Origin of the sequence: Actinomyces procaprae (assembly GCF_004798665.1) — a bacterium.
Taxonomy (GTDB): Bacteria; Actinomycetota; Actinomycetes; order Actinomycetales; family Actinomycetaceae; genus Actinomyces; species Actinomyces procaprae.
The window spans coordinates 896,898-909,674 of record NZ_CP039292.1 but is presented as its reverse complement, the minus strand read 5'-3'; the positions used below and the strand labels follow the sequence as shown (position 1 = coordinate 909,674).

9 protein-coding genes are annotated in these 12,777 nt (G+C 65.5%); 2 read left to right on the top strand and 7 right to left on the bottom strand.

Going from position 1 to position 12,777, the window contains the following annotated elements; all coding sequences use genetic code 11:
• Positions 1-168 precede the first annotated feature (168 nt).
• The 3 genes from fdxA to typA all read right to left on the bottom strand — a co-directional run bounded on the left by fdxA (position 169) and on the right by typA (position 4,385).
• Positions 169-519 carry a ferredoxin gene (gene fdxA, locus E4J16_RS03465; protein ID WP_136193834.1) on the bottom strand — a complete coding sequence of 117 codons (351 nt, stop codon included), beginning with the start codon at positions 517-519 and terminating at the stop codon, positions 169-171.
• A gap of 185 nt (positions 520-704) precedes the next feature.
• A complete protein-coding gene (locus E4J16_RS03460) occupies positions 705-2,432 on the bottom strand; it encodes a VanW family protein (protein ID WP_136313273.1) in 1,728 nt (575 codons plus the stop codon).
• Positions 2,433-2,462: 30 nt separating this feature from the next.
• The gene (gene typA / locus E4J16_RS03455) at positions 2,463-4,385 is read right to left on the bottom strand and encodes a translational GTPase TypA (protein WP_136193836.1); all 1,923 of its coding nucleotides are present in this window, start codon (positions 4,383-4,385) and stop codon (positions 2,463-2,465) included.
• Between the two features lie 1,323 nt (positions 4,386-5,708).
• Between typA and E4J16_RS16185 the strand changes: the two genes are divergently transcribed.
• A complete protein-coding gene (locus E4J16_RS16185) occupies positions 5,709-5,963 on the top strand; it encodes a transposase (protein WP_136313272.1) in 255 nt (84 codons plus the stop codon).
• A gap of 220 nt (positions 5,964-6,183) precedes the next feature.
• Positions 6,184-6,834, top strand: coding sequence for an IS1595 family transposase (locus E4J16_RS03445; protein WP_240038250.1), 651 nt, complete (start codon positions 6,184-6,186; stop codon positions 6,832-6,834).
• 211 nt (positions 6,835-7,045) lie between these two features.
• On the opposite strand, the gene E4J16_RS03440 is transcribed toward E4J16_RS03445, so the two are convergent.
• The 4 genes from E4J16_RS03440 to E4J16_RS03425 all read right to left on the bottom strand — a co-directional run bounded on the left by E4J16_RS03440 (position 7,046) and on the right by E4J16_RS03425 (position 12,471).
• Positions 7,046-8,812, bottom strand: coding sequence for a dipeptide ABC transporter ATP-binding protein (locus E4J16_RS03440; RefSeq protein ID WP_136313270.1), 1,767 nt, complete (start codon positions 8,810-8,812; stop codon positions 7,046-7,048).
• Positions 8,809-9,765: an ABC transporter permease gene (locus E4J16_RS03435; protein ID WP_136313269.1), complete on the bottom strand. Its 957-nt coding sequence runs from the start codon at positions 9,763-9,765 to the stop codon at positions 8,809-8,811. The genes E4J16_RS03440 and E4J16_RS03435 overlap by 4 nt, the downstream gene beginning before the upstream one ends.
• On the bottom strand, positions 9,758-10,687 hold the full coding sequence (locus tag E4J16_RS03430; protein WP_092611010.1) for an ABC transporter permease: 930 nt from the start codon (positions 10,685-10,687) through the stop codon (positions 9,758-9,760). Before E4J16_RS03430 ends, E4J16_RS03435 begins: the two co-directional genes overlap by 8 nt.
• A gap of 137 nt (positions 10,688-10,824) precedes the next feature.
• The gene (locus E4J16_RS03425; RefSeq protein ID WP_136313268.1) at positions 10,825-12,471 is read right to left on the bottom strand and encodes an ABC transporter substrate-binding protein; all 1,647 of its coding nucleotides are present in this window, start codon (positions 12,469-12,471) and stop codon (positions 10,825-10,827) included.
• Between the last annotated feature and the right edge of the window lie 306 nt (positions 12,472-12,777).

Genomic DNA, 12,777 nt, shown 5'->3' with positions numbered 1-12,777 from the left:
CCACCAAGGTCCAGGGAGCTGTCATCAACGTTGCGAAGTATCTTACGCTCAGTCTCGGCAACTTGTTACAAGTGCCGCTCGCGGGGCCAGTTCAACCGACCTCGGTACGTAACAACTACCGACCTCGGTACGTAAGATCTACCGATCTCGGTGGAGAGTGCGGGGCTCTCAGTAGCCGTTGGCGGCCTTCCAGTCCTGGTTCTGAGGCTCCAGGGCGGCGATCATGGGATCGTCGTAGTCCTGCGGGCCGACGTTCTGCGCGCCGCCCGGCGAGCCGAGGCCCTTGAGGGAGAAGAAGTCGATGTTCGCCCGGGTGTAGTCCTCCCACTCCTCGGGCACGTCATCCTCGTAGAAGATCGCCTCGGTGGGGCAGACCGGCTCGCAGGCACCGCAGTCCACGCACTCGTCTGCGTTGATGTACAGGCTGCGTTCACCCTCATAGATGCAGTCGACCGGACACTCGTCCACGCACGCACGATCCTTGACGTCCACGCAGGGCTGAGCGATCACGTAGGTCATTGACTGCTTCCTCTCTGTATCCGGGCGTACCGCGCGGGGCCGCGGCCGGGTGCATCTGCGTCCCCAAGTATCTCCCCGCCGCGGCGCCGGGCCCAACAGCCGCGCAAGATGTCAGCAAATACGCCGATTCCAGTCCGCCCGGCGCCCTGCTTTGCGTCACGCACCGGGTGCGAATTCCCACGGGTTCAGCTGCACACCACGGGATTGTCGGAGTCGTAGGCGGTGGTCAGGACGTCGTCGGGCAGGCGCACGCCGTCGTGGCTGCGGGTGCGGGTGACGGTGACGTCGAATCCCTGGGTGCCGCCGCCGTACGGCTCGCAACCGGGGCCGGATCCGCGCACCGTGCCATAGGCCCGGTAGTTGGTGTGCTCCCCCTCGGTGATGGTGACCTCGTAGTAGGGGGTGGACCACAGCCGCACGTGTACCTCCCCGTCACCGGCCCAGGCCTGCACCAGTACCGTGTAGGGGGTGGAGTTGCGCCATTTGACGTCCTTGACACCGGTCCAGATGGTGGCCTCCCGGCCGGCCGGGTAGCGGGTGAACCAGTAGGTGTGGGGCCAATGCTCCACGTCGTCCATGCCGGCCTCGAAGCCGGCGTTGAACACGGTGGTGCCCACCTGGGACAGGCCGCCGCCCATGGCGTCGGTGTGCTGCCCGTCGGTAACCACGCCGGCGTAGGTGTAGCCGTGCTCGAGGTCGACCGGGCCGAGGGCGTCGGTGGTGGAGAAGGTCTCCCCCGGCGCCACCAGGGTGCCGTTGATCATCTCGGTGCCGCGCTGAAGGTTCTGGTCGCGCCCGTACTGGGAGACGTAGGGGGTGGAGTACTCGCCGACGATCTCGACAATCCCCCAGTCGTCCTCGGGGGTGGTGACATCCGGCTGCAGCACGGCGACGGTTGCGGTCGCGGTGCGGTCCCCGCCGTCATCGGTGCCGGCCGCCAGGACGGCGTCGGCCAGGTCGTCCGGGTCGATGCCCGTGCCCGTGGCGGCGGCGTGGTAGACGGGGCGCGCCGTCGCTGCGGTGGCGGGATCGCCGTCGATGGTCCAGGTTGCGTCGGTCGCCGGGGTCTCGATCCCCTCGCCCAGCTCGGCGACGACGGCGTCGTGCAGGGCGTCGGCGTCCAGGACGGCGGTCAGGGCACCGTCGGTGGAGTCGATGGTGGTCAGGGCCGCCACCGCCTGCGGGCTCAGGACGACCTCGCCGGCGGCGGCCGCGGCGCCGGTGCCCGCGGCGGTTACGGTGATGTCGTCGGACAGCAGCGGCGTCAGCACGGAGTCGATGAACTCCTGCGCCTCGGCGTCGGTGACGGCGGGGTTGGCGGTGCCGGAGGCGAGGGCGACGGTGGTCTGGCCCAGCGGCCAGGCGTCGGCCAGGGCCGTGACGCTCGCCGCCACGTCCAGTCCGGTTCCCACCGACCCGGGCGTGAGCACGGGGGTGGTGCCGTCCAGGGTGACGACCGCGTCTGCGGTGCCGGTGGCGAGCGTGCCCAGGCGCGCGTTGAGTGCGCGGGTGAGGGCGTCGGAGTCGACCCGGGTGACGGCGTCGACGGCGGTGCCGGACAGCCGCCGCACCAGGGTGACCGGGTTGAGAGTCGGCCCGGTGAGCCGGTCGATGCTGGCGTCAGCATCGACGCTCACGCCCGAGCTCGCGGGAACCAGCGTGTCGGAGGCGTCATCGACGGTGAGCGTGACCGGCTGCTCAAGCACGGCCCCGACGCCCTTGTCCACAGCCACGACCGCCTCGGCACGAGTCATGCCGGATACGTCTACGCCGGAGACGACGGAGCCGGGCGCCAGGGTGCGGGTGGTCGCCCAGGCCAGCCCCAGCCAGGCGATGAGCAGTGCGGCGCCCAGCGCGACCAGCAGCGGGCGCGCCAAGGCGCGGGCGCGCGCGGGCGGATGGGGCTCGTTCATATGCGGCCTCCCGGGTTGAGTCTCGGGCCGTCAGGCGCCGGCACGACGACGGCGGGCGGCGTCCTTGAAACGCTCCTGGGAGTCGAGGATCACCTTGCGGATGCGCACGGCGTCCGGGGTCACCTCCACGCACTCGTCGTCGGAGGCGAACTCTAGGGCCTCCTCCAGGGTGAGGCGGCGCGGCGGGGTGAGTGCCTCGTAGACGTCAGCAGTGGAGGAGCGCATGTTGGTCTGCTGCTTCTCGCGCACCACGTTCACGTCCATGTCCTCATCCCGGGGGTTCTCCCCCACGACCTGCCCCTCATAGGTCTCCTGGCCGGGCGCGACGAAGAAGGTGCCGCGGTCCTGCAGCCGGATCAGGGCGTAGGCGGTGACCGCGCCGGCGCGGTCGGAGACCAGGGAGCCGGAGGTGCGGGCGGTGATCGGGCCCGCCCAGGGCTCGTAGCCCTCCGCGATGGAGGAGGCGATGCCGGTGCCGCGGGTCTCGGTGAGGAACTGGGTGCGCCAGCCGATCAGGCCGCGCGCGGGCACCAGGAACTCCATGCGGATCCAGCCGGTGCCGTGGTTCGCCATGGTCTCCATGCGGCCCTTGCGGGCGGCCATGAGCTGGGTGACGGCGCCCAGGTGCTCCTCGGGCACGTCGATGGTCATGCGCTCAACCGGCTCGTGCCGCTTGCCGTCCACCATCTTGGTGACCACCTGCGGCTTGCCGACGGTCAGTTCGAAGCCCTCGCGGCGCATCTGCTCCACCAGGATGGCCAAAGCCAACTCACCACGGCCCTGCACCTCCCAGGCGTCGGGGCGGGTGGTGGGCAGCACCCGCAGGGAGACGTTGCCGACCAGCTCCCGGTCCAGGCGGTCCTTGACCTGGCGTGCGGTGACCTTCGCGCCCTTGGTGCGGCCGGCCATCGGGGAGGTGTTAATACCAATGGTCATTGAGATGGCGGGATCGTCCACCTTGATCAGCGGCAGGGGCCGCGGGTCCTCGGGGTCCACCAGGGACTCGCCGATCGTGATGTCCTCAATGCCGGCGACGGCGACGATGTCACCGGCATGGGCCTCCTCGGCGGGCTTGCGCTCCAGGCCCTCGGTGACCAGGAGCTCGGAGACGCGGGCAGAGGCGAGGGAGCCGTCGTGGCGGGCCCAGGCGACGGCCTGGCCCTTGCGCAGGGTGCCGGAGTGGATGCGCAGCAGGGCGAGCCGGCCCAGGAACGGGGAGGCGTCCAGGTTGGTCACGTGCGCCTGCAGGGGCGCGGACTCGTCGTAGGAGGGGCCGGGGATCCGCTCGATGATGGTGCGGAACAGGGGCTCGAGGTTCTTGGACGCGGGCAGCTCGCCGTCGGCGGGCTTGACGGTGTCGGCGCGGCGGGCCTTGGCGGAGGCGTACACGACGGGCACGTCCAGCACGGCGTCCAGGTCGATGTCCGGGTGCTCGTCCGCCAGGTCAGAGGCGAGCGAGAGCAACAGGTCGGTGGTCTCGGAGACGACCTCGTCCAGGCGGGAGTCGGGGCGGTCGACCTTGTTGACCACCAGGATGACGGGCAGGCCGGCGGCCAGGGCCTTGCGCAGCACGAAGCGGGTCTGGGGAAGCGGGCCCTCGGAGGCGTCCACGAGCAGCAGCACGCCGTCCACCATGGACAGTCCGCGCTCCACCTCACCGCCGAAGTCGGCGTGCCCGGGGGTGTCGATCACGTTGATGGTGATGCCGGCGGGCAGGCCCGCATCGGTGGCGGCCGGACCCGCGTAGTGGACGGCGGTGTTCTTGGCGAGGATGGTGATGCCCTTCTCACGCTCCAGCTCGCCGGAGTCCATGACGCGCTCACCGGTGGTGTCCTGGGTGGCGCGGCTGCCGAAGGCGCCGGCCTCCCAGAGCATCGCGTCGACGAGGGTGGTCTTGCCGTGGTCGACGTGGGCGACGATGGCAACGTTGCGCAGGTCCTGGCGCACGGTCATATGGGCTGATTCCTCCCCTAGGCAAGCGCCCGCGGGCGCACAAACTCGGCAAGGGTACCGCCGGGCGGGCCGCCGGGCCATGACAGGCGCGACATGCCGCCTGTGCGGCCGCTCACCTCTTGCTGCGCAGAACTAGAGTGAGAACCGCCCGCGGGTTGTTTATCGCACCAGCGCCGTGCTAGGGTTGCCGCAGCTGCGTTATTCATGAACAAAGTGCCGAGCGGCACGCCCGCAGTCCCTGACAAGAAGGAAGAAGCTGCAATGTTGAAGCGAGTAGTAACTGCGACGCTGGCTGCCCTCTTCGCGATATCCGTTATGGGAGGAGCTACCAGCACCACCCCTGCAAGCGACGCCTCAGGCTTGTCCGCCACACTTTCCGGCTCCCTGTCAGGTGTGGTGTACGCCGCCCGGGTACCTAACCCGACTCCAGGCCCTCGCCCCTATCCACCCCTACGAGGCCCGGTTCGCAACCACTGTATTTATATGGGTAAATTGACTGCATGTACCGCGTAAATAAATCGTGAAACTAACTTGCAACAAGATCAACAATGGTCCGGAACGCCCAGATTAGGTCTTCCGGAGGGGCCCCACAGGCACTACCCCCTCTATCAAGCTCCCACATTCTCCGCGTTATAGCGCGAGAAAGGCACGCCGGCATTTCGATATCCCTGGCGCTGCGAGCCGTCCGACAGCAGGAGTACTACGGCAGTCGTAGCCATGGGACTCGCGTCCCGAGCGAACAATTGGAATCTGGGCGACTGCAACCAAAGACTGGGTGCCTATGCTTGCGGAGCCGGCACTGGCGGAGTAGTCGGCAGGCTCGGCAGTGCCTGCCGACAGTTTGTCTGATCTCTGGGCGCGCCGCCGCCGACGGGTCAGTACCGGTTGTTCCGGCGCGGGCGTCCTGAAGCAACCCGATCACCTAGGCACTGTCGCTGGCGTCCATACGGGTCCGGTAGGCGCGGCGCTTAGACGCATTACCTGAAGGGGCGGACGGATCGGAGGACGTGGCAGCCAGGTAGGCCTCGTTGACGCGGACGGCGCCACACCCACGCGGTGCGGCGGTGAATACCCCTACGGCTGGCAGACGGACGCGGTCACGCCGCTAGCGGGGACATCCAACACGAGTTCCAGCACCAGTCCCCAGCGGGTGCGGGTGCCACGCAACGCCTCCCAGGGGATGTGATGGCTGCGGGCGCCACCACAGCAGCCAGACCGCAAGGACAACCGCCACCGACTTCTAGCCATTACCACAGCTAACGGAGAGCGAAATTGCCCAAAAGGCGTATCCATCTTGGTGCCAGTGGGGGTGGGTAGAGTCGGGTGGTGAGAGTGCCGCCGCGCTGTTGGAGCAGCCGGGGGCGTGGACGACACCATGAGGGGGTGGTCGTCGTGGGTGACGATACCCGTGCCGGGCTCGCAGAGGGGTTGGTGGCGGGCGCGGACTACCCGCGCGACTTGGCGGAGTTCAGGGCCTGGTTCTCTACTGATGGGGCGTGCCGCGATTACCTGGCCTGGCTGCGTTGGCCAGATGGGTTCCGGTGCCCTCATTACGCTGGTCACGGCGCTACCGGCTAGTTCAGCGGTATCTGGCGTTGCACGGGCTGTCGCAGAAGGGTCAGCGTCACCTCCTGCGCGCTCCTGGACAGGACCCGCCTGCCGCCCACGGTGTGGTTGGAGATAGCTTGGCAGATGACCTCCGGTAAGGACGGCATAAGCGCTGCTCATCTTCAGCGGGTACTGCCGATCGGTTCGTACCAGACGCTCCTGGGCCGCCCTGGCCAGGCTCCGATCGGCGATGGGCCAGGATGGCGCGCCCTTGTCGGGGCGGGTGGAGGTCGACGAGACCTACGTCGGCGGCCCAAGGCCCGGCACCGCGGGCCGCGGCGCTGCCGGCAAGGTGCTCGTGGCGGGCGCTATCGAGACCGGCTCTTACAGGTGGGGAAGGGCTCGCCTACGCGTCGTTCCCGATGCCTCCAAGGAGTCACTGGGCCCGTTCCTGTCCTGGGCGGTGGCCCCCGGCTCCACCGTGGTCACGGACGCCTGGGCGTCCTACCCGCCGTTGATGGGCCCCTACACCCACGAGATCAGGAGCGTGCGCGCGTCGGGGCGCCCCGCGCACGAGGAGCTGCCTGCCGTCCACCGCTTGTTCGCGCTTATGGACCACTTCCTGGCCGGCGCCTACCGCGGCTCAGCGTCCAGGGAGCACCTGGACTCCTACCTGGACGAGTTCGTCTTCCGCTTCAACCGCCGCAGCTCCCGCCACCGAGGGCTGGTCTTCCTCAGACTGCTCCAGCGGGCCGTGAACGCCCCACCCACGCGCTACCAGGACCTCACCGCAGCCGCGAGGCCGGGCAATCCCACCGCCGCAGGCCGCACCGGCCCCCGCTCACGCCCCGGCACCCTCGAAGGCACCATCACCAACTACCCCTGGCACCAGCCCCACTGACCAACCCACTGGCACCAAGATGGATACGCCTTTTGCCCAAAACCGGGTAGAAGCAGGTAATCGCGACCAGCACGGTCCCGGTACGGCCTACCACTAAATCCAGGCCGGTGGTGGGCGCCGCACCATTCCTGTCTCATCCCCTTGAGCGTGTAGAGATCCCCTGAGTAGGTGTCAGTGCCCCAACCATTCGGTTACGGCGTGCGGCAGTGGTTCAGCCTCCATACAGCGGGATGGCCGCCCCCGGCACGGCGTTTATGAGCTCACGCGTGTAGTCCTGTTGAGGCTGGTTGAAGAGATCGTCGGAGGGACCGGACTCGACGACCCGCCCGTGCTCCATAACGACGACATCGTCAGCGATCTGGCGCACAACCGCTAGGTCATGGGTGATAAACAGGTAGGTGAGACCGAGCTCGGACTGCAAATCGGCGAGCAGGCGCAGCACCTGGGCCTGGACGAGCACGTCAAGGGCCGACACCGCTTCGTCGAGCACGATAATCTCCGGCCTGAGCGCGAGCGCCCGCGCAATGGCGACGCGCTGGCGCTGGCCACCAGAGAGCTCGTTGGGGTAACGGCGCATGACTGAGCGCGGCAGTGACACGAGATCAAGCAACTCGGCCACGCGGGCCTCACGGTCCTTGCGCGTACCGACATGGTGGACACGCAACGGCTCCTCTATGACCCGGAAGATGGAGTACATGGGATCGAGGGACCCGTACGGGTTCTGGAAGACCGGCTGCATGATGCGCCGGAGTGCGAAGAGCTGCTTGGGTCCGAGCGTTGATAGGTCTACCCCGTTGTGGAAGACCTTGCCAGAGGTGGGGTCTAAAAGGTTGAGGATGATATTGGCGACCGTGGACTTGCCAGAGCCGGACTCTCCCACGAGCGCGGTGGTCGTACCACGGCGTACCCCGAAGGTGACATCATCGACCGCCTTGAGGATCTTGGCCTCGCCCTTGGCACCACGCACGTCGAATATCTTCGTCAGGTGCTCGACGCGCAGGACTTCGTCAACGTCGTCGGCAATCTCACGCACGCCCAACTCGTCCTCGATGACTTGGACGCCGGCAGCGTGGGCGGTCTGAATACGACGTGAGGCGAGCGAGGGAGCGGCCTGGACTAGGCGCTGGGTGTAGGGGTGACGAGGGTCCTGGAGCACCTCGATGGAGGGCCCGGACTCAACGACGCGTCCGCGGTGCATAACAATGATGTGCTCGGCACGCTCAGCGGCCAGGCCCAGGTCGTGGGTGACGAACAGCATGGCGGTGCCCAGGCTGCGGATTTGCTCCCCAAGGTGGTCGAGGATGCGGCGCTGGACGGTGACGTCGAGAGCGCTGGTCGGCTCATCGGCGATGAGCAGCTGGGGGCGTGCGGCAAGGCCGATAGCGATGAGGGCTCGTTGGCGCATACCGCCGGAGAACTCGTGCGGGTACTGGCGAGCACGACGGGCGGCGTCGGGAAGCCCGGCCTCCTCCAGCAGGAGGGCGACCTGGTCATCGACGTCAATGCTCACACCCGCGGGCGCAGACTCGCCACGGTCGACGGCAGCCAAGGCGGCCAGGCGATCGTCGGCAACGCCAGCGAGCCCATTGGCCTTCAGCGCCTCCTTGACCTGGAAACCGATAGACCATACGGGGTTGAGGTTGCTCATCGGGTCCTGGGGAACCAAGCCGATCTCGCTGCCACGCAGGGACTGGTACTCACGGGCGCTGGCGTGGGTGATGTCCTTGCCGTTGAAGACGATGCTGCCGCCGGTTACGCGACCTGTACCGGGCAGCAAACCGATGACAGCTGAGGCTAGGGTAGACTTGCCCGATCCGGACTCGCCGACGATGGCGACGGACTGGCCGGGGTACAAGGTCAGGTTCGCCTTGCGGACGGCGGGCACGAGGCCTGTGGACGAGCGGAACGCGACCTCAAGGTCGCGGACCTCTAGGAGCGCGGCGGTATCCGCGACGACGGTGGTGCTTTCGACGGTCACTTGCGGCCCTTCGGGTCGAGGGCGTCACGCACGGCATCGCCCATCATGATGAATCCAAGTACGGTCAGAGCCAGCGCCCCGGCCGGGTAGAGAAGCACAGAGATGTGGTCCCGCAGGGCAGCCTGCGCGGTGGCGATGTCCGCCCCCCACGAGACCATCGACGGCGGCAGCCCAACTCCGAGGAATGACAAGGTCGCCTCGGAAACGATGAAAGAGCCTAGTTGTACGGTCGCGGTGACGATGATGGGGGCCGCAGCATTGGGCAGCACGTGGCGCAGAAGGATCGCCAGGCGACCCGAGCCCAGTGAGCGCGAGGCGGTAATGAAGTCCTCGTTCTTGACGCTCATGACAGCGCCACGGGTGATACGAGCGATCTGGGGCCAACCGAAGACCGCCAGAACCAGCACGACGGTGATGATTGAGGAGCGTCCTTTGAACATCTGCATGACGACGATCGCAGCAAGCACAAAGGGCACGGCGAAGAAGATGTCGGTGAAGCGGGCGAGCAGGGCATCAATCCAGCCACCGAAAAAGCCAGCGACCGACCCGATCACAGAACCCACGACAACAACGACAAGAGTAGTGAGCACACCCACCGTCACGGAGGCGCGGGCACCGTGGACGGTACGGGAGTAAATGTCACAGCCCTGACGGTCGAAACCGAATGGGTGACCACTGCTGGCCGGTCCGTAGGAGTCTCGCAGCTGGCAGTAGGCAGGGTCGACGCGAGTAAACAATCCGGGAGCGATGGCCAAAGCGAGGGCACAGACGATGAGGACTGCGGACACCCAGAAAATCGGACGTCGGCGCAGTTGCTTCCACGCTTCACCCCACATGGACGAGGGGGCAGTCTCGTCGGAGACAGCGTCGACTGCCCCCAGGCCCTGCTCATCAGTTTCGGCGACGTAACGGTCTTGTCCGGGGCGGGCTCGGGATGGCTGGTTCTCAGGCATAACGAATCCTCGGGTCGAGAGCGGCGTAGAGCAGGTCCACGACAAGGTTGGATACGACGAATACAAGGATGAGGACAGTCGTGAAGGACACTACGGTGGGGCCCTCGCCCTGCAAGATGGCTTTGTAGAGCGTACCTCCTACGCCATTGATATTGAAAATACCCTCAGTCACGATCGCTCCGCCCATGAGAGCGCCGAGGTCGGCACCAAGGAAAGTGATTACCGGTACGAGGGAATTGCGCAGGACATGAACCACCATAACGCGAAATCCGGACAAGCCTTTGGCGCGGGCAGTACGCACATAGTCCGCAGATAAGTTCTCCGCGACCTCGGTGCGGGTCAAGCGCAGCACGTAAGCGAAAGAAACGGCACCGAGCACGACCGCAGGCATGAGTAGCTCCCTAAAACCGGGGCTGTTGCCCGCAGTCACCGGCAACCAGCCTAGGCGTACGCCGATAAAGAACTGCAGGAGAAAGCCGATGACGAAGGTCGGCACGGCGATGACAACGAGAGACATAACCAGGGCAGTGGCGTCGAACCAGCGCCCCTTGCGCACACCTGCGATGAAGCCAACGGCGATGCCGGCAACAGCCTCAAAGGTCAGGGCCATAAACGCAAGCTTGATTGTAACTGGGTAAGCACCGGCCAGAACGTCGATAATCGGCCTCGAGCCGCGCAGCGTAGTACCCAGGTCAAGCGTGAATACACCCTTAAGGTAGAGCAGGTATTGCACAATGAAGGGCTTGTCGAGGTTGTAGTCGGCGCGGATCTGGTCTTGGACTGCGGGGCTCAACGCCCGCTCCCCGCCAAGCGCAGCGACGGGATCACCCGGAAGAGCGAAGACCATAGCGTAAATTAGAACGGTGGCCCCGAAGAAGACAGGGATCATCTGCAGCAGCCTGCGTCCGGCATAGCGGACCATATGCGTCTCCTTGGCTGGGTCGAGTGGTAGCGGCAGTGTCGGGGGCCCGACGTGCGCCGGGCCCGCACCACGCAGAGTGCGGGCCCGGCGGAGCATGTTGAGGCCGGGACCCTCATAATGCTGAGCTCATGCCAGGATCAGAACTCGGCGATGGCATTTGCCTGGTCCCACAAAGCCTTGGCGTCGGTCTCATCGTAGGTCAGAACGTCACTACCTTCGATAGTGTCAGACCATCCGGCGATGACCGGCGATGTGAAGTCAGAGGCGGGAGTCCGGGTGTCGTAGTAGAGAGTGTCGCAGATCTCTTTGCGGTTGATAGCACGAGAGATGGCGGCACGGCGCAGGCGGCCCTCGTCGTCCATCTTGAAGTGATCGGCGTTGACATTGATCGACAGGGTCTGGATAACAGCACCCGGCTGATTGATCGCACGCTCGCCCAGCTCACTGGTGAAGGAGGACAGCGCGGAGTCGGGGATCGCATCAAGCACGTCGAGGGAGTCCGCGAGCAGGTCATTGTAAGCGGAATCGTAATCGGTGTAGATAGTGAAGGTGACACCCTCGTTAGCTACAGTCTGACCGCCCCTATAGTCAGCGTTCTTGGACAGTACGATCTCAGCGTCGTGCGTCCAACTGTCAACCTTGTAGGGGCCGTTTCCGATGGGCGCCTGGCCGAAGGCGTCCATGTCTTCGAACGCAACCTCGGGCAACGGCGCGAAGGCAGAGTAGCCCAGGCGGAGCTTGAAGTCCGAAGCGGGGGCCGTTAGCTTGATAGTAAAAGTCAGGTCATCAATTTTAGTCAGACCGGTGAGTTCAGAGTCCTCATCGTAGGAAAAACCTTCGATAACTTCGTAGAAGTAGCTAGACAGGTGGGCATTTGACAGCAGTGCGCCATAGTTCCACGCCTTGATGAAAGAGTCGGCGGTTACTGGACTGCCATCGGTGAAAGTCCAGCCGTCCTTGATCTTGACGGTGTAGTTCTGATTGTCATCGGTCTCAATAGACTCGGCGACTTCATTGACGACGCTTCCGTCAGTCTCAAAGCGCACGAGGTTGGAGAAGATGAGGTCAATAATGCGTCCGCCACCGACCTCGTTGGTGTTGGAGGGAACGAGAGCATTCTGCGGCTCAGTGTCGTTGGCGATGACGATTCCGTCAGCTGCATTGGTCGTAATCTCGTTGTATACCGGGACGGACTTCCAGTTGAAAGCTACGTTGGCGACGTTGTTGGAGTGTCCGCCGAAGCCGTTCTGGTACCACAGCGGCACGGCAGGAAGGTCTTTGAGCAGCTGCGCCTGCGCCTGAAGGTAGAGGTCTGCGGCGGCAGCCTCATCGGTGCTAGCGGCGGCGTCGGCGAGGAGCCGGTCAAAGTCCGCGTTGGAGTAGTCGGCGTCGTTGGAACCGGCACCGGTCTGGTACACGGCGCCGAGGAAGTTAGCCATCGACGGGTAGTCAGCCTGCCAGCCGGTGCGGAAGGCACCTACGAGGGTGCGGTCGGTGATCTGGGAGCGGAGCTCAGAGAACTGGGCGAAGGGCAGCGGCTCCATCTTGATACCCAAGGTGTTGCTCACTGAATTGCACACGGCCTCGACCCAGGCCTTGTGGGGGCCGTCAGAGTTGTAGGCCAGGGTGAGTTTGCCGCCAGAGGCGGAGCCCTGACCAGAGGCCGCGTCAGCGGAGGACGATGAGGTGGAGTCGTTGGAGCCGCAAGCGGCAAGAAGTAGTACAGTAACACCGGCGGCGCCGAGCCCACCGAACATACGGCGTGTGATCTTCGTTGTAGTCATGAGGACCTCCGATATGAGTCTGGTGGCACGCAACCGCGAGGGTCCGAGCCTGCCTCGGCGGGTCGCGCAAGGCTGTTGCGAGGATTTATACACCACCCGCGTCCGAGAGACCTACCGAATCCAGCCTGGCAGAGCCCAAGCCACACCAGACCGTCGCTTCAAGCACGGGGCGCCGTTACCCAGCTCACGAGTTTAGCCACGGGACGTCATCGGGCAATGCCCGATGTATGCAGATCCACCGAGAAATTCGCCACATTACCCAAGGCTACACTAAGAGTTCGTAGGAGCTCCCGACGGCCACCGACC

Excerpts from the sequence above, each read along its gene's own strand:
- fdxA (WP_136193834.1), bottom strand. The coding sequence starts at position 519 with ATGACCTACGTGATCGCTCAGCCCTGCGTGGACGTCAAGGATCGTGCG.
- E4J16_RS03460 (WP_136313273.1), bottom strand. The coding sequence starts at position 2,432 with ATGAACGAGCCCCATCCGCCCGCGCGCGCCCGCGCCTTGGCGCGCCCG.
- typA (WP_136193836.1), bottom strand. The coding sequence starts at position 4,385 with ATGACCGTGCGCCAGGACCTGCGCAACGTTGCCATCGTCGCCCACGTC.
- E4J16_RS03445 (WP_240038250.1), top strand. The coding sequence starts at position 6,184 with ATGGGCCAGGATGGCGCGCCCTTGTCGGGGCGGGTGGAGGTCGACGAG.
- E4J16_RS03435 (WP_136313269.1), bottom strand. The coding sequence starts at position 9,765 with ATGCCTGAGAACCAGCCATCCCGAGCCCGCCCCGGACAAGACCGTTAC.
- E4J16_RS03430 (WP_092611010.1), bottom strand. The coding sequence starts at position 10,687 with ATGGTCCGCTATGCCGGACGCAGGCTGCTGCAGATGATCCCTGTCTTC.
- E4J16_RS03425 (WP_136313268.1), bottom strand. The coding sequence starts at position 12,471 with ATGACTACAACGAAGATCACACGCCGTATGTTCGGTGGGCTCGGCGCC.